14 protein-coding genes are annotated in these 16,993 nt (G+C 59.3%); 2 read left to right on the forward strand and 12 right to left on the reverse strand.

All coding sequences use genetic code 11. From position 1 onward, the window contains the following. Window positions 1-8 precede the first annotated feature (8 nt). Complete coding sequence (locus R2940_00780; protein ID MEZ4598310.1) at window positions 9-590, forward strand: hypothetical protein; 582 nt, start codon at window positions 9-11, stop codon at window positions 588-590. 232 nt (window positions 591-822) lie between these two features. Here R2940_00780 and R2940_00785 read toward each other — a convergent pair whose 3' ends face one another. The 9 genes from R2940_00785 to R2940_00825 form a co-directional block, all read right to left on the reverse strand. After that, the gene (locus R2940_00785; GenBank protein ID MEZ4598311.1) at window positions 823-1,167 is read right to left on the reverse strand and encodes a cupin domain-containing protein; all 345 of its coding nucleotides are present in this window, start codon (window positions 1,165-1,167) and stop codon (window positions 823-825) included. Between the two features lie 13 nt (window positions 1,168-1,180). Continuing rightward, a complete protein-coding gene (alaS, locus tag R2940_00790) occupies window positions 1,181-3,844 on the reverse strand; it encodes an alanine--tRNA ligase (GenBank protein MEZ4598312.1) in 2,664 nt (887 codons plus the stop codon). Window positions 3,845-4,052: 208 nt separating this feature from the next. Continuing rightward, a complete protein-coding gene (locus R2940_00795; protein MEZ4598313.1) occupies window positions 4,053-4,517 on the reverse strand; it encodes a regulatory protein RecX in 465 nt (154 codons plus the stop codon). Beyond that, window positions 4,504-5,670: a type IV pilus twitching motility protein PilT gene (locus R2940_00800; protein MEZ4598314.1), complete on the reverse strand. Its 1,167-nt coding sequence runs from the start codon at window positions 5,668-5,670 to the stop codon at window positions 4,504-4,506. The genes R2940_00795 and R2940_00800 overlap by 14 nt, the downstream gene beginning before the upstream one ends. Beyond that, window positions 5,657-6,697: a recombinase RecA gene (recA, locus tag R2940_00805; GenBank protein ID MEZ4598315.1), complete on the reverse strand. Its 1,041-nt coding sequence runs from the start codon at window positions 6,695-6,697 to the stop codon at window positions 5,657-5,659. Before recA ends, R2940_00800 begins: the two co-directional genes overlap by 14 nt. A 142-nt stretch (window positions 6,698-6,839) precedes the next feature. After that, window positions 6,840-7,400, reverse strand: coding sequence for an RNA 2',3'-cyclic phosphodiesterase (gene thpR / locus R2940_00810; protein MEZ4598316.1), 561 nt, complete (start codon window positions 7,398-7,400; stop codon window positions 6,840-6,842). 130 nt (window positions 7,401-7,530) lie between these two features. Next, window positions 7,531-8,769, reverse strand: coding sequence for a CinA family nicotinamide mononucleotide deamidase-related protein (locus tag R2940_00815; protein ID MEZ4598317.1), 1,239 nt, complete (start codon window positions 8,767-8,769; stop codon window positions 7,531-7,533). Window positions 8,770-9,109: 340 nt separating this feature from the next. Further along, complete coding sequence (locus R2940_00820) at window positions 9,110-10,021, reverse strand: substrate-binding domain-containing protein (GenBank protein ID MEZ4598318.1); 912 nt, start codon at window positions 10,019-10,021, stop codon at window positions 9,110-9,112. Window positions 10,022-10,087: 66 nt separating this feature from the next. Beyond that, on the reverse strand, window positions 10,088-10,981 hold the full coding sequence (locus R2940_00825) for a substrate-binding domain-containing protein (GenBank protein ID MEZ4598319.1): 894 nt from the start codon (window positions 10,979-10,981) through the stop codon (window positions 10,088-10,090). Window positions 10,982-11,333: 352 nt separating this feature from the next. Between R2940_00825 and R2940_00830 the strand changes: the two genes are divergently transcribed. Further along, window positions 11,334-13,346 (forward strand): TonB-dependent receptor, encoded by a 2,013-nt coding sequence (locus R2940_00830; GenBank protein MEZ4598320.1) that lies wholly within the window; start codon window positions 11,334-11,336, stop codon window positions 13,344-13,346. 111 nt (window positions 13,347-13,457) lie between these two features. Here R2940_00830 and larC read toward each other — a convergent pair whose 3' ends face one another. From larC to R2940_00845, 3 genes are all read right to left on the reverse strand, one after another. Next, window positions 13,458-14,642, reverse strand: coding sequence for a nickel pincer cofactor biosynthesis protein LarC (gene larC / locus R2940_00835; protein ID MEZ4598321.1), 1,185 nt, complete (start codon window positions 14,640-14,642; stop codon window positions 13,458-13,460). A gap of 154 nt (window positions 14,643-14,796) precedes the next feature. Further along, window positions 14,797-15,558 carry a nickel pincer cofactor biosynthesis protein LarB gene (larB, locus tag R2940_00840; GenBank protein ID MEZ4598322.1) on the reverse strand — a complete coding sequence of 254 codons (762 nt, stop codon included), beginning with the start codon at window positions 15,556-15,558 and terminating at the stop codon, window positions 14,797-14,799. A 150-nt stretch (window positions 15,559-15,708) separates the two neighbouring features. After that, window positions 15,709-16,803 (reverse strand): dethiobiotin synthase, encoded by a 1,095-nt coding sequence (locus R2940_00845; GenBank protein ID MEZ4598323.1) that lies wholly within the window; start codon window positions 16,801-16,803, stop codon window positions 15,709-15,711. Between the last annotated feature and the right edge of the window lie 190 nt (window positions 16,804-16,993).

A 16,993-nucleotide genomic window follows, 5' to 3' on the forward strand; every position in this document is an offset into this window, starting at 1 on the left:
GAGAGAAAATGTATAAAGAAAGTTTTTTTGTGTTTTTGACCCTGCTGATCACTTTTCTTTTCATCGGTTCTGTTCATGGTAATGGTCTTAAAATTATGGTCGTTGTTCCTGAGTATCATATCACACATCCTGATCCCCAAGAAGATGTGCAAACAGAGGACAATATAGTACCAATACCTGATCCGGCCGGAGAAACGGAGATCATAAAATATCTGATTCAGGAAGGGTTTCAGGTAGTCGACCAAGGCGTTGTTGAAAAAATAAGATACAATGAGCAAATAAAAGCAATTCTGAATGGGGATAGTGATTTGGCCCAAAGAATCGGGCTGGAGTTTGGAGCTGAGATATTGATAGTTGGTGAAGCTTTCAGTGAATTGGCGACTAGAAACTCATTCGGTGGATTGACTTCTTGCAGGGCGAGAGTGGAAGCAAAAGCGATATTGACGGAAAGTGGCGTGATCATTGCCTCGGAAGGGACGTTCTCGTCAGGGTTGGACACTGCAGAAAATATTGCCGGGAAAAAGGCACTTCAGAAGGCGGGAAAAAAAGTCGTCGGAGCTATGTTGACAAGTTTGGACAGCTATAGGTAGATGCTTCCACCGGCTGAAAATCCTCCGCTTCCTCGACATCCAGAAAGATCAAGGCCCCCCTGCTTCAGCTCCAAGATCCCCTAATGGGAGAGCCATGGTCGGCGGCATGGCTTTATTTCCCCCTGGACTGGTTTCAAGTGCTTAATTTAATAGTTTCCAGAAACTGGACACTTGACCTTCTCCTTCTTAATCACAAGAACATCGATTGCATGACAGTAATGCAGATTTTTGCTCACTTCAGCGGCGGAGTGAACAGCGCCAGCAGTTCCGCCGGGGTCTCACCGACGTTTTTCAGCCCATGTCTCACCCCCGGCGGGGCGACCACGCAGCAGCCGGCGGTGAGAGGCGCTTCCTCGCCGTTCATGGTGCAGACCACGTCGCCGCTGAGGATGTAGAAGGTTTCCGTCTGCCCTTCATGGTTATGGGGGCGGATTTCGCCGCCCACCTCGATGCGGCCGCGATGGACCGAAAGGGCGGGGTTGAGTTCCGCCTTGACCACGTCGTGGAGGAAAAAGCGGTCGTGGGCCGGATGGGCGTATTCCGGCTGTTCGGCGGTGCGGACGATGGTTCCTTTCATGGGGATATTCCTTTCAGGCTGTCTCCAGGGCCTGGGCCACGAGTTGCGGTGCCGCGGCGAGGGCTTCGCCGAGGAGTTCCGGTTTGCTGCCGCCGGCCTGGGCCAGATCGGGTCTGCCGCCGCCACCGCCGCCGACCATGGCGGCCAGCTGCTTGATCAGGGCTCCGGCCTGGAGGCGCTTGGTCAGGTCCTTGGTGACCGCCACCAGCAGCCCGGCCTTGCCGTCGTGGGCGCTGCCCAGCACCAGCACGCCGGAGGTCATCCGGTCCCGCACCTGGTCGGCCAGTTCCCGCAGGGCCTTGCCGTCGAGTTTGTCCACCCTCCCGCAGACAATCGGGATGCCCGCCACTTCCGTCGCCTGTTTGAGCAGGTCGCCGGCCTGGTCGGCGTTGAGCCTGGCCTGCAGGCTTTCCAACTCCCGCTCCAGTTCCTTCTGGTGCTCGAGCAGTTTGCGCAGGCGGTTTTCAAGCTGGGGACGATCGGTCTTGACCAGGGCGGCCAGGTGATCGAGAGTCCGCTCCTGGCTGCGGATCAGCTCCAGGGCCCTGGCCCCGGTGACCGCCTCGATGCGGCGCACCCCGGCAGCGATGCCGGTTTCGTGCAGGATCTTGAACAGTCCGATATCGCCGGAGGCGCGGGTGTGGGTGCCGCCGCACAGTTCCATGCTGATGTCGCCGACGCGGATCACCCGAACAGTGTCGCCGTACTTCTCGCCGAAAAGGGCGGTGGCTCCGGCATTCACCGCCTGCTCGTGGGCCATCTCCCGGGCGTCCACTGCGGCATTGGTCCGGATATGGCGATTGACCAGGGTTTCGACCTGTTCCAGTTCCTCGGCGGTCATGGCCGAAAAATGGGTGAAATCGAAGCGGAGGCGGTCCGGGGTGACCAGGGAGCCGGCCTGCTTGACGTGATTGCCCAGAACCTCGGTGAGGGCGGCCTGCAGCAGGTGGGTTGCGGTGTGGTTGAGGGCGATGGCGCCTCGGCGTTCGCAGTCGACGCTTAACTCGGCTTTGGTTCCGGTCTGCAGGGTGCCGGACTGCACCTCGCCGACATGAACGAACAGTTCGGGCAGGGGCTTCCTGGTATCGGTGACCGTTACGCGGGCCTCGGCGGTGGTCAATTCGCCGCAGTCGCCGACCTGGCCGCCCGACTCGCCATAGAAGGGGGTGCGCGAGGTGACGATTTCCACCCTTGCGCCTGCAGGGGCGCTTGAGACCGGCGCGCCGTCGAGCAGGATGGCGAGGATCTCGCCGCTGTCCTGCAGCTTGCCGTAGCCGGTAAACTCGGTTTTCAGGCCTTCTTCCACCAGTTGCCGATAGATGCCGGAGATGGCTTCCTCACCGGAGCCCTTCCAGTGTTCGCGGGCTTTCTGGCGCTGCTGCTCCATGCTGTTTTCGAAACCGGCCTCGTCGATGACGATCCCCTCCCCACGGACGATGTCGGCTGTCAGGTCGAGGGGGAAGCCGAAGGTGTCGTACAGGCGGAAGGCGACATCGCCGGAAAGAACGCTCGCGCCTGTCTTCCGCAGGCGGCTTACTTCATCATTGAGGATGCGCAGGCCGTTGTCGAGGGTCTGGATGAAGCGTTCCTCCTCGTTCTTCACCACCTTGGCCACGTAGTCGGTGCGCCGGGCTTCCTCGGGATAGGCCAGGGCCATCGATTCGAGGACGTATACGGAGGTTTTGTAGAGCACCGGTTCGGTGAAGCCGAGCATCTTGGCGTGACGGGCGGCCCGGCGCATGATGCGCCGCAGCACGTAGCCGCGCCCCTCGTTGCTCGGCAGTACGCCGTCGGCGATGAGGAAGGCGGTGGCCCGGCTGTGGTCGGCGATGACCCGCATTGACATGTCGTTGGCGGGATCGGCGCCGTAGCGTTTGCCGGACAGTTTCTCAACCTCTGTGATGATACCCCGCAGCAGATCGCAGTCGTAGTTGCTCTGCACCCCCTGCATGACGGCGGTGATCCGCTCCAGTCCCATGCCGGTGTCGATGGAAGGCTTGGGCAGGGGGGTCATGGTGCCGTCTTCCGACCGGTCGAACTGCATGAACACCAGGTTCCAGAGTTCGAGATAGCGGTCGCAGTCGCATTTGCCGATGCCGCAGTTGTCACCGCAGGACATCGATTCGCCCTGATCGATGAGGATCTCCGAGCAGGGCCCGCAGGGTCCGGTATCCCCCATGGACCAGAAGTTGTCCTTTTCGCCCATGCGGATGATGCGCTCCTCGGGAACCCCGACCTTGTCCCGCCACAGGGCGTGGGCTTCGTCATCCTCGCGGAATACGGTGACCCACAGCTTGTCCTTGGGCAGGCCCATCTCCCCGGTGAGAAATTCCCAGGCAAAGGCGATGGCGTCCTCCTTGAAGTAGTCGCCGAAGGAAAAGTTGCCGAGCATTTCGAAGAAGGTATGATGCCGCGCGGTCTGGCCGACGTTTTCCAGGTCGTTGTGCTTGCCGCCGGCGCGGACGCACTTCTGCGAGGAGGCGGCCCGGACGTAGGAGCGCTTTTCCCGGCCGAGAAAGACATCCTTGAACTGGTTCATGCCGGCGTTGATGAACAGCAAGGTCGGGTCCTTGTGAGGAATGAGCGGCGAGGAAGAAACCAGCGTGTGGTTTCGCTGTTCGAAATATTGGAGAAAGCGGGAGCGAATTTCGTTGCCTGTAAGCATGACCGTCAACATCAACCTTTCTGGTGTATTTGAAAAATGAATCTTGTCACATTGATCACTTAAAAAGCCTGAACCCTGTCTCGCGCCCGTTCGCTTTGCTCACTCAAGCACGCCAAGAGCGCCAAGAAAACCTTGATTTTGCCCTCTTTTCCTTTGCGCCCTTTGCGTCCTTTGCGCGAGTGTGCTTTTTGATTTTTTATCTTGAATCCAGCCTGAATCCTCAGTCTAGCACTCTGCCCTTGATCCGATCCAGTACCAGGGCCAGATCGAAGCCGCGGCGAAGGAAGAAATTGATTACCCTTCGCCTTTCCCGATCGTCGGCCCGATCGTAGTCGAAACCGGGAAAGCGCCGCTGCAGGAGATTCTCCAGAACCTGCCGAGGGCTCTGTTCCTGCTCCAGTTCGGACAGAATTTCCCGGGCCAGGCTCTCGGAAATGCCGTGCTGCTGCAGGTCGAGCAGCAGGTGTCTGCCGACGGCCCGGCCGCTTTCCAGCAGTTGCCGGGCCCGGCCGCGGGCGAAGCGGGCATCGTCGAGATAGCCCAGGGAGCGGCAGCGGGCGACGGTTTCATCGCAAGCCGCATCATCGAACCCTTTTTGCCGCAGACGCTCGGCCAGTTCCCGCCCGCTGCGCTCCCGCGCCGTCAGCAGGCGCAGGGCGACGGCAAAGGGGTCAAACTTCTTCATCCTGGGCGGACGATGTTTCCTCGGCCTTGGATGTTTTGCCTTCATGCGGCCGGACGAAGTCGTCCCAGCTGAGATCCGAGGTGGAGGAGATGCCGGAAGCCTTGAGTTTGAAGTCGTCGGGGTTCGAGCTCTGGCGCAGAGCTTCTTCCATGGTGATCAGACCCCGCTGCAGCAGTTGCATGAGGGACTGGTCGAAGGTCTGCATGCCGTAGGATACATGACCCTGCTGGATGGCATCGCGCAGCAGCTTGGTCTTTTCCCGGTCGTCGATCAGGTCTCGAGTGCGTGCGGTGGAGAGCATGACTTCAACCGCCGGCACACGGCCCTTGCCGTCGGCCCGGGGCACCAGGCGCTGGGAGATGACCGCTTTCAGAATGCCGGACAACTGGGCGCGGATCTGCCTGTGCTGGTGAGGTGGAAAGATCGAAATGATGCGGTTGATCGATTCGGGAGCGTCGATGGTGTGCAGCGTGGCCAGCACGAGGTGGCCGGTTTCGGCGGCGTGCAGGGCGGTTTCCACCGTTTCCAGGTCGCGCATCTCGCCGACCAGGATCACATCGGGGTCCTGACGCAGGGCATATTTGAGCGCAGTGGGAAAATTCTCGGTGTCGCTGCCCACCTCGCGCTGGTTGATGATCGATTTCTTGTCCTTGTGCAGAAATTCGATGGGATCCTCGACGGTGATGATATGCAGAGTGCGCTGGGTATTGATGTAGTCGATGATGGACGCCAGGGTGGTCGATTTGCCCGAACCGGTGGCCCCGGTGACCAGCACCAGCCCGCGGGGTTCCATGGCAATCTTCTGGATGACCGGCGGCAGGTTCAGTTCGGCAATGGTGGGCACGCCGAAGGGGATGACGCGGAACACCATGCTCATGCTGCCGCGCTGGGAAAAGATATTGACGCGGAAGCGGCCGAGGCCGGGCACCCCGTAGGCCATGTCGACTTCGGGATGTTTTTCGAACTCCTGCCGGCGCCGTTCGCTCATGATGCCCAGGGCCATGCGACGCACCGTCTCCACATCCATCCGGTCCGCTTTCGGCAGGGGACGCAGCGCACCGTCGATACGGTAGATGGGCGGCAGCCCGGGCTTGATATGGATGTCGGATGCCCGGGCTTTCAGGGCGACGCCAAGGATCTCATTCAGTTCCATGCTTTTCTGCACCTGTAGATGTTGTGGCCGGGACTTTCAGACCAAAATGTTCCAGCAGCTTCAGTTCGATGGAGCGGGCCGTTTCGGGATGTTCGCGCAGGAACTGCTTGGCGTTTTCCCGGCCCTGGCCGATCCGTTCTCCGGCATAGGAATACCAGGCGCCGCTCTTTTCAATGATGTCGCAGGAGGAGCCCAGATCGACGATATCCCCCTCCCGGCTGATCCCTTCCCCGTACATGATGTCGAATTCCGCTTCCTTGAAGGGCGGGGCCACCTTGTTCTTGACCACCTTGACCTTGGTGCGGCTGCCGATGGTGTCCTGTCCCTGCTTCAGGGAGGCGATGCGGCGGATATCCATGCGCACGGAGGAGTAGAATTTGAGGGCGTTGCCGCCGGTGGTGGTCTCGGGGTTGCCGAACATGACCCCGATTTTCATGCGGATCTGGTTGATGAAGATCAGGCTGCAGCGGGATTTGTTCAGGGTGCCGGTCAGTTTGCGCAGAGCCTGGGACATCAGGCGCGCCTGGAGGCCCATGTGGGAATCGCCCATCTCCCCTTCGATCTCGGCGCGGGGAACCAGGGCGGCGACGGAGTCGATCACCAGCACGTCGATGGCGCCGCTGCGCACCAGCACCTCGGCGATCTCCAGGGCCTGCTCGCCGGTGTCGGGTTGGGACACGAGCAGATCGTCCGTCTTGACCCCCAATTTGCGGGCATAATGGATGTCCAGGGCGTGCTCGGCGTCGATGAAGGCGGCGATGCCGCCGTTTTTCTGCGCTTCGGCGACGATATGCAGCGCCAGGGTGGTTTTGCCCGAGGACTCGGGGCCGTAGATTTCGACGATCCGGCCCCGGGGAATGCCGCCGACGCCCAGGGCGATGTCGAGGCCGATGGAGCCGGTGGAGATGACCTCGATGTCCGGCAGTACGGTATCCTCGCCAAGGCGCATGATGCTGCCCTTGCCGAACTGTTTTTCGATCTGGGTCATGGCCAGGTCGATGGCACGATCGCGGTTGCTGTTCGCCATAATCAGGAAACCCCTTTGGTTTTATATTTGTTGGTCAAATTCGTGAATTGCCCGAGAGGTTCCATCGGGCATCCATCACATCCTAAAGAAGAAAAGGCTGGATTCCCGACAAAACCGCCTCGGGAATGACGAGCTGTCCGTATTACCCTCCCAGCGCGACCGTATGTCGGGGGATGTGCACGGCACCGCCCGCCTGCAGCCGGCTTTCGAAAAGCACCATGCAATCCACGGGCAAAATGCCGATCTCTAAAGCTGCTCGGGATTCCAGGATGCTTTCCGCGCCCGGGTCGGGGCGCCGGCTTCGGCCAAGGGTGAGATGGGGTGTATAGGGCCGGTTCTCACCGGGCAGGTCGATGGCGGCCAGTTTTTCAGCCAGCTCAGCCTGCAGCTGCATCAGGGGGGCGCACCGTTCGACGCCGAGCCAGATCACTCGCGGCCGCTTCCTCGAAGGGAAGGCCCCGAGGTCGGCGATCCGCACCTTGAAGGGCGCAAAGGAACGCCCTATCGATAGCATAGAATTCCCGATCTTTTCAAGAAATTCTTCGGGAATATCGCCGAGAAAGGCCAGGGTCAGGTGGATCGTTTCCGGCCGCACCCAGCGGATGCCGGGCAGGGCGGTTTTAAGGTCCCGCTGCACCTCGGCGATGGTCCGGAAAAGGGAGTCGTTCAGGGGGATGGCGATGAAGGTGCGGATTTTGTCCATGTCGGGCTCCTGAAGGCCAAGTCAAAAGGCCGATTTCGATCCCGATACCGATTTCGATTTGGAAGTTGTCGGGATCGAAATCGCTATCGAAATCGGGATCGGTTTTCGCCTGTCTTTGCCCCTCTTCAAATCAAATCATTCGGCTGTTCAGATAGCGGCGGATCCAGTCGAGGGCCATGCAGGCCGACATGCGACGGACTTTTTCGCGGTCTCCGCTGAAGCGGAAGCCCCGGGACTGTTCCACATCGGCTCCGCACAGGGCCAGAAAGACCGTACCGACCGGTTTTTGCGCCGTGCCTCCTTCCGGGCCGGCAATGCCGGTGACGGCCAGGCCCAGATCAGTGCCGGCCGCTTCGCGGATGCCGCGTGCCATGGCCAGGGCGCAGGCTTCGCTGACCGCGCCTTCCTTCTCCAGGATATCATCCGGGACACCCAACCAGTCCCGCTTGGCGGAATTGGCGTAGGTGACCGCACCCCGTTCCAGAAAGGCCGATGCGCCGGGGAAGTCGGTCAGCATGGCCGCGATCATGCCCCCAGTGCAGGATTCGGCCAAGGCGATGGTCAGACCGGCGTTGGTGAGCATGCGGGCGACGTTGCCGGGCAGTGTTTCCTCGCCGAGGCCGAAGACATAGGGTTCCAGCAGATGTCGCGCGGCCACTTCGGCCTGATCGAGCATCTGTTCGGCCTCCTCGCCGGTGGCCCGCAGCTTGACGTGTACGAAAGGAAAATCGACGCCGAAGCCGAGCAGAACCCCTTTCTGCAGTGGCTGCGAGGCTAACATCTCCTCCACCTGCGGCTCGGCCAGGCCGAAGACCTTGAGAATCCGTTCCTGCATGAGCTGTCCGCCGTCCCGGGCCTGGAGACGGGGCAGCACCTCCAGCTCAAGCATGGCGACCATCTCCCTCGGCACTCCGGGGAGGAAGAAAAGTTCCGATTTGCCCTGGATGAACGTGAAGCCCGGCGCCGTGCCGAGCAGGTTGGGAATGACGGCGGATTTCGTCGGCAGCAGCGCCTGCTTTTCGTTGCGCGGATTCATTTCCAGGCTGTTGCGATGGAAGAAATCGCGCACCTGACGCAGAGCCACGTCGTTCAGGACAAGGCGGCGGCCGAAGGCCCGGGAAGCCGCCCGGGCGGTAAGGTCATCTTCGGTGGGTCCCAGCCCGCCGGTGACGATAACGACATCCCGCTTGGCCGACAGGTCGACAAGGGCCTGCTCGATCTCCGCCTCGTCGTCACCCACCGATCGGGATTCACGGATGGCATAACCTTTGGCACCAAGTATCCGGGCGATCTCCCGGGTATTGGTGTCGGCCATTTCACCATTGATCAGTTCGTCTCCGGTAGTCAGTACGGCGATGCTGAGGGCCATGGAAGATTCTCCTGAGCACTTGATGGGTTTGATAAATGGGACTTATGAATGCGGGACATGTAGGCTCGCAGCCCCGACGAGCTATGGTCCCCTGTCCGGGGGAGGGGATGTCGGCACCGAACCCTCCTGGAAAAATGGCATCCGCACCGGAAAGCCGGGCAGCGTGGACCCTCATGAGCAAACAGGTCTAAAGATATCAATTCGGCGGGTAAAACAAAAGCCGGAAATGTGCCGTAAAAGGGGGGGGCGGGGCAGGAAACAACCGGTTTTAAAAAGAACCTGATCGGGGTCGGTATCGAAAAGAGATTCTTGCGACCCGATACCGACCCCGAAGAAGGTTTTATTTCACCGGATGCATGACCGGGCCGTAGGGCCAGACCGGATAGAAGAAGGGGACTCCGCCGTTTCTGTCCTTGCCGAATTCCGCCATGAGGTTCTGTATTTCGGCTGACAGGATGAAATCGCCCAGAGCCTTGGCGCCTGCTTGGTTGACATGGGGATGGCGCGCGGGATTGGCTTCCATCAGCACGTAGGGCCGGCGCATGGTGGGGTCCTGATCGACCAGGATCTCCACTTTGCCGTGGGGGTGCTTGGACTGGGTGATCGGCATGCGGCCGAAAATGAAGTAGGCCTCCTGCCCGTCGGCAAACATGGGGATGTCCTCGGAATAGGGTGCCTCGTCCTGGATGAACCAGTCGCCGCGCGGCCGGATGCCGGCCCGCTGCCAGAGGGTATGGCCGATTTCCCGCGGACCGTTGCTGTTGACGTCAAGGAAACGGCTTTTGGTCTCTGCAATCCGTTTGAGCGCCTCGGCGCCGTCCTTGAGCCCGCGGATTTTGGCCGGGTCCGAGGGCGGTCCGAGCAGAACCAGATCGTTGCGGGCGCAGGGGCGCATGTTGATGCCGTAGCCGTCGGCCACCAGGTCGGTGGTGATATCCCCGGAGTGCATGACCAGAAAATCGGCCTCGCCGCGCCGGAAGGCCGGTGAGATCTTCGGCCTCGCACCGGTGGCGACCACCTGGACTTTGTAGGGATGCTTGGCCTCGAAGCGCTTGACGATCTCGTCCCACAGCCCGGTCATGGTCATGCCGCCGATGACGCAGGCCCGGACGACCTGGGAATCGGCTGCGACGGGTGCCGGTTGTTTTGCTTTTTCTCCCTTTTCCGCCCATGCCCCGCTCTGCAGCAACATCACGCAGGCCAGGGCTGCCGCCAGCAGCGACAAGGTTCGGGATCGGATTGTACGCATCATTTTTGCCTCCTGGTTATGAGATTTTAATTGATCCGGAAATTTCCGGTTCCGGTTAAATGCTTCACATCAGTGCAGGGCGGGCCCGTAAGGCCAGACCGGGTGGAAGAATGGGAACCCGCCATTTTGGTCCTTGCCGTACTCGGCCAAGAAGGTCTGAACTTCTTCTGACAGGATGAAATCCCCCAGGGCCTTGGCTCCTGCCTGATTAGCATCGGGATAGCGGTCCGGATTGGCCTCCATCAGCAGATAGGGGCGGCGCATGGTCGGATCCAGATCCACCAGGATCTCCAGCTTGCCCCGCGGATGCTTCGCCTGAGTGAAGGGCACCCGACCGAATATGAAATAAGCTCCTTTTTTCTCTGCTGTTGAGAGGAGTGCCTCGGAATTTACAGCTTCGTCCTTTAGGAACCAGTCGCCCCTGGGCCTGATGCCGGCGCGCTGCCAGAGGGTATGCCCCAATTCCTGGGAGCCGTTGCTGGTCGTTACATCGATAAAAGAACTTTTGGATTCAGCGATGCGCCTGAGTGCCTCGGCGCCGTCCTTCAAGCCTCGTACGCCCGCCGGGTCCGAAGGGGGCCCCAAAAGTACCAGGTCGTTGCGGGCGCAGGGACGCAAGTTGATTGCATAGCCATCGGCCGCCAGACCTATGTTGTCATCACAGGAATGCATCAGCAGGAAGTCGGCCCAGCCCCTCCTGAAAACAGGAGTGATTCGTTCCAGGGGGCCGGTGGCAACCAGTTCGACCCTGTAAGGGTGTTTCGTTTCAAAGCGCTTTACGATTTCATCCCATACGCCGGTCATGGTCATGCCGCCGATAACGCAGGCGCGAACCGTATTGAAGGAATGGCCAAGTGCGGCCTCGCCTTTTTTTGCAGCCAGAGCGGTTCCCTTCGGCAGGGAAAGCAGGCCCAGTGCGACCAGAAAAGCGAGGAACCATGTCTTGATTCGGTTTGAGGCCATATTGGTGGTCTCCCTGGAATAGAATTATATTCCATTCTCTATATCCCCCAAAAAATATGACGGAATTTGGCTTCATACAAGTTAAATTTTCTTTTTGTTGCCGATACTGAAAAGCCGGATTTCGGATTTTTGAAGTTTTAATCCCAATGAAATTAGAGGTTTAAAGTAGACTGGCTTTTGATGAGAATCCGAAAAGGCATAATAAATCCGTTATGTTCACTTCTTGACAGCGGTTTCGAAATTTCGCTATAGTCCCGCCAATATAGCCTGGGCCTGGTTTACCGTTCTTTTGTTTATCCCGGAGGGCTTCGCACCGGAGCTCCATGTTTTCTATGAATATAAGGAGGCAATAATGAAGAGAGGATTGTTTGCGGCATGTGCCGTACTTGCGCTGATTGCGCCACCCTTTGGAGGAGGGGCAGTGCATGCGGCAGAAGACGGAGTCTATCATCTCGGCGAGGTGGTGGTGTCCGGTGAGGAAAAAGGGGTAGAGGATATTGGCACTACCTTCAAGGTGACCGCGGAAGAGATTGAGAAGCGCGGAGCCCGCACCTTGGACGAAGCGATCGAAATGCTCCCGGGCGTGGAGGTTCGGACCGGAGGAGACGGTGCTCCGCGCATCGATATCCGCGGCTTTCGGACTCGCCATGTCAAATTGCTGCTCAACGGGACGCCCTTCAACAGCACCAACGACGGGCAATTCGATCCGGCTTTGATTTCGATGGAAAATGTTGCCGAAATCGTTGTGACCACTGGCGGTGGATCCGAGCTCTACGGTTCCGGCGGAAATGCCGGTGTCATCAACATCATCACTAAAAAAGGAACGCTCGGGGCTCACGGCTCTCTGGGCTTTGAACTGGGAGAAGTCGATGCCAGTCTGCTCAGGGCGACAGGGTCCTATGGCGCGGAAAAGTACGATGTTTTCCTCAGCGCCAGCACCTACGAGCGCGATGCCTTTCGGTTGTCCAATCATTTCAGTGAAGAGGCCTTCGAGGATGGCGATGAGAGGGAAAACAGTGATCGCGATCGGGACAATCTGTTCCTCAATGTCGGCTATCAGCCGGATGACGCCACGCTGCTGGGTTTGACCTTCAGCTATCTCAATGGGGAACGGGGAAAGCCACCGATCATCTACGACCGACGCAATGACATCTTTGCCAACAACATACGATATGAGCGGGAGGATGTGGCCGAGGAGTTCAACGTCCAACTGGCGGCCAACCACGATTTTTCGGGCCCTGTAAGTATCAAGGGCTGGGCCTACTTCAATACTCTCAACCTGGAAGAGAACACTTATGACGGTGCTGATTATGACAGCCAGCGCCGCAGAAATTCCGGTAAAACCGATTCGACGACAGAAATTTCGGGTGTCAACCTCCAGCTTCGCTATGACCTTGAACGCTTAGGGGCGGTCACCCTTGGCGGCATGTTCGAAAATGACGACTGGGAAGCCGACGGGTATGTCATTTCCGTAAACAATGTGACGAATGACCCTGATGACCGGTTCGACGAAGACGCAGACTTCCAGCTTTATTCCTTAAGCATGGAGTACCAAGTCTCTCCTTTCGACAACTTCGGTGTCGTTCTCGGAGCCGGTTATCACTGGCAGGACCGTGACGAAAAAGATGAAGAGGATTACTCTTACCTGATCGGCTTGACTTATCAGTTGTTCGAGGGCACCCGCCTGAGGGCCAATCACTCCAGAAAAATTCGCTTTCCCACCATTAGCGACCTCTATGATACGAATGGCGGAAACCCTGAGTTGAGCGCCGAAACCACCTTGAACTATGAAGCCGGCATCGAGCAGGTTCTGCCGGGCAAAACGCTGCTATCTTTGACTGGTTTCTACATCGACATCGAAGATTTCATAGAGCGAAGCGACCTGACTGATCTGCGGGAGAACTTTGAAGAGTATGAGTTCTATGGAGTCGAGATCGGAGTGGAAAACCACTATTTGGATTGGCTCCTGGTTCGTGCCACCTACAGCTATCTGAAGACCGAGGACAAGGGCGACAGCGGGCGGGATGAACTGCAAAATCGGCCGGAGCACAAGGTAACCCTCGAGGCGACCTGCTTTCTGCCTTGGGGCCTGACGGCTTACGGCTCCGCCCTTTATGTTGATGGCAACTACTACTACAACAGGGAACAGACGGCAGGAGGTGTGGTAACCCTTCCAGAAAATGCCGTTCAAGCGGAACTGCCGGAATATCTTGTGGTCGACTTCAAGCTGAACAAATCGGTGGCCCAAAATGCCCTCGACCTCTATATCGGCATCGACAACGTGTTCGACGAGGACTACGAGCAGAGCTATGGATTTCCTCAGCCCGGCCGCACCTTCTATGGCGGCGCGACCTGGAAGTTCTGATTCGTGACTTGAATTTGTAAAAAACTCTGCGGAAAAACGGCCGGGCTCCATTGGGGGGGCCGGCCGTTTTTTTTTATCTTTATGGCGCGATTAGCCGGAAGGGGAATTTTCTCAGGTCTCTGCCAAGAATGCGTCGAATGCCGCCTGTACCACGATGCGGTAGACATCCGGCAGCGGCTTGCCGCTGCCGGATGCCAGTGTACGACAGCTTTCGTATTCCGGGACCGCTCGGAGCAGGGCTTCACCCTCGTAGAACAGCTTGACCGCCGCCTCGCCGATGGTTGTATTCACTGTTGCAGCCCGGCTACTCAGCTTGAAGCGGCCGGTTTCGTACCAGCGCACCCCGGCGGCGCTGCTCTCCCGCAGGATCATGCGGGCCAGCAGTGGGGTCAGGTTTGGCGGGGCGACGACGGTGAGACGGGTGCCCGGCCGGTTCTTTTTCATCTGCAGCGGGGCGTAGCCGACATCCAGGGCGCCCGCCTGCAGCAGGTTGTCCATCAGAGCTCCGAGCCATTCCGGGTTGGCGTCGTCGATGTGGCTTTCGAGCACCGCGATCCGGTCCTGCTCCAGAGGAACGGCTTCTACCGCTTCGCCGAGGATGCCCCGCAGCAGGTTGGGCCGGTCGGTCAGGTGGCGATCTCCGGCGCCGTAGCCGACAGCGGTGACCGTCATCGCCGGCATGGGACCGAAGGAGGCGATCTCTGCGGCGATGGCGGCGCCGGTGGGGGTGACCAGCTCCACTTCCGCCGGGTCGGAGACCACCGGCAGGCCCTTGAGGATCTCCAGGGTCGCGGGGGCGGGAAGAGGGAAGGAGCCGTGGGCGCAGCGGACGGTGCCGCGGGTCATGGGCAGGGGGGAGCAGACGATCTTTTCCGCCTGCAGCAGATTCAGGCCGATGGCGGCGCCGACCACGTCGACGATGGAGTCGATGGCGCCGACCTCGTGGAAATGAACCTTTTCAAGGGCCGTGCCGTGAATCTTCGCCTCGGCTTCGCCGATGCGCCGGAAGATGCGGCGGGCAAGGTCCTTGGCTTCCTGAGGCAGAGGGCTGTCGGCAAGCATCCGGTCGATATCGACCCAGGTGCGATGATGGTGGTGCTCTTCGCACTCCACGATAAATTTCGAGCCCTCCACGGCCTGGCGTTTTTCCCGCTGCAGTCCGAGGCGGTATCCGGAGACCGGCAGTTTGCGTAGTTCCCGTTCGATTTCGGCGAGGGGCACGCCGAGGTCGAGCAGCAAACCGAGGAACATATCGCCGGAGATGCCGGAAAAGGTGTCGAGGTAGAGGGTTTTCATCAGTCTCTCCGTTGATGGCGTCGCAAAAACTAACCAACTGGTGTGTTGCTGCAATTGCTCTCGTCACTGCGGCGTAGTCAAGTACGCCTCATTCCTCGACAATTGCGCGCCTTGCATTTGGCGCTTTTTGCTTAGCCATTCACTCTTTGGCTTTCTATTGAAAGCATTTCCGTTGATTGATGCGGGCGGCGGCGCAGGCGGCGCCGAAGCCGTTGTCGATATTGACCACCGTGACCCCGCTGGCGCAGGAATTGAGCATGCCGAGCAGGGCGGCGATGCCGCCGAAGCTGACGCCGTAGCCGACGGAGGTGGGTACGGCGATGACCGGCGCTGCCGCCAGCCCGCCGACGACCGAGGGTAGAGCCCCCTCCATGCCGGCCACGACGATGATCACCGCCGCCTGGCGGATCAGGTCGAGCTTGTCCAGCAGCCGATGCAGACCGGCAACCCCGACATCCGCCAGTTCCTCGACCTCATGACCGAGAAAGCGGGCAACCACCGCCGCTTCCCGGGCCACGGGCAGATCGGATGTGCCGGCGCAGATCACCAGTATTTTGCCGTGTCCACGAATTTCAGGCGGGTTGCAGATTACGGCCAGGGTGCGGGCTTCGGCATCGTAGCGCCCTTCCGGATAGACGGCCAGCAGCGTCTCGGCCTTTTCAGCATCCAGGCGGGTTGCCAGCACATTGCTCCCGCGCTTCAGCATGCCGTTTATGATGGCTCTCAGCTGGGCGATCGTTTTGCTCTCTCCAAGAATGACTTCCGGCGTTCCCTGGCGCAGCTCACGATGGTGGTCGATCATGGCCACACCGACATCCTCGAAGGGCAGGACGGCCAGGCGGTCGATGACTTCGGAGACCGACAAACGACCGGCGCTCAGATCCTCGAGCAGTTTTTTCAGGTCGGTGGGGTTCATATGGTCCCTAAAAGCTGTCACCACGAAGATCACGAAGGACACGAAGGAAAGAACAAAGGCTTGTATACAATTGAATTTTGTTTCTAAGCACTTCTTCGTGCTCTTCGTGTCCTTCGTGGTGAATAGGGTTGGAATAAGGGCACCGACAAATCAGAATAAAGCGTCGATGGCTTCGAAATTGAGATCCGTCTCGGCCAGAGACTGCAGCAGGCCGATCTTTTCCTTGTCCTCAGGATTGATCTTGGCCGCATCGTTGACGATGGTCGAGAAGACTTCCGAGCTGCTGAAGGTCTCGGCCCGCATGTAGGGGATGTTGCTGCGGTCGAGGATCTGCTGGACGACCTTCGATACGGGCAGCAGACCCGGTATGACCAGACCGGCGATCTTGGGGCGATATTCGGGAACGTTATAGAGCGCGGCCAGGGTCACCAGAAGTTCGTTGCGGGTGCTGGTGACGATCAGCAGCGTCGACTCCTGCAGCAGGTCGGAGACCCGCTGGGTGGATGCGGCACCCAAATGGACGTGGTGGGCGATGCGCGTCCGGGCCTTTTTGTCCCCTTTGAGAGGGACCTTGAACATCTGCGCGATATGATTCAGGGTCGGGTTGGCGAGGATCGGGGAGAAATCGAAGCCGGCGGCAACCTTGAAGGGCATGGAGGAAAAGGCCGTCTCCAGGTAGCGCATGGTCTGCTCGCGCTTCGCGGGGTGCAGCTTGTTGATCATCAGCAGGCGCAGATCGACCTCCTCCTGGCGGCAGAGAGCGAGATTCAGGTGGACCATGTCGATCACTTTGCCGACGCCGGGGCCGCTGACCATCATCATCGGCGCCTGAAGCATATGGGCAATCCGGGCGTTGTTGAGGCCGATCACCGAGCCGACCCCACTGTGGCCCGCCCCCTCGATAATCAGAAAGTCGCAGCGCTTTTCCAGTTCCTCGGCCGCCTGAAGTATGCTCTTCTGCAGTGTCGATCCGTCGATTTTTCCTTCCAGATATTTTCGGGTGGAGTCCGGCTGCAGCACGACGGGGGACATGAAGGGCAGGTCCTCCTGCAGGTCGAAGATGCTGGCCATCAGGGCGGCATCCAGATCGACCCAGCGGCGGCCGTATTGAGCGGGTTTCGGCCCCACCGGTTTCATGAAGCCGACCCGGCGGTACTTCTTTCTGGCCATGTGCATGAGGGCGACGCTGGTGGTGGTTTTACCGCATTGCTGGCCGGTGGCGGCAATAAAGATTTTTCTGGTCACTTCTGGCCCTCCGGTTGTTGTGCCGATAGAAGGGATGACGGGGGATCCGGTTCCCGGCTATTATATAGACAACAGAAGATGAATTCAAAAGATCGTTGTCAATGTCTTTGTCGTTGTCGTAATCGTAATCGTATTCGGGCTCGGGTTCGGGTTCGGGTTCGGTGTCTTGGTCTTGGTCGTGGTCGGCGAT

The sequence above is a fragment of the Syntrophotaleaceae bacterium genome (assembly GCA_041390365.1).
Classification (GTDB): domain Bacteria; phylum Desulfobacterota; class Desulfuromonadia; order Desulfuromonadales; family Syntrophotaleaceae; genus JAWKQB01.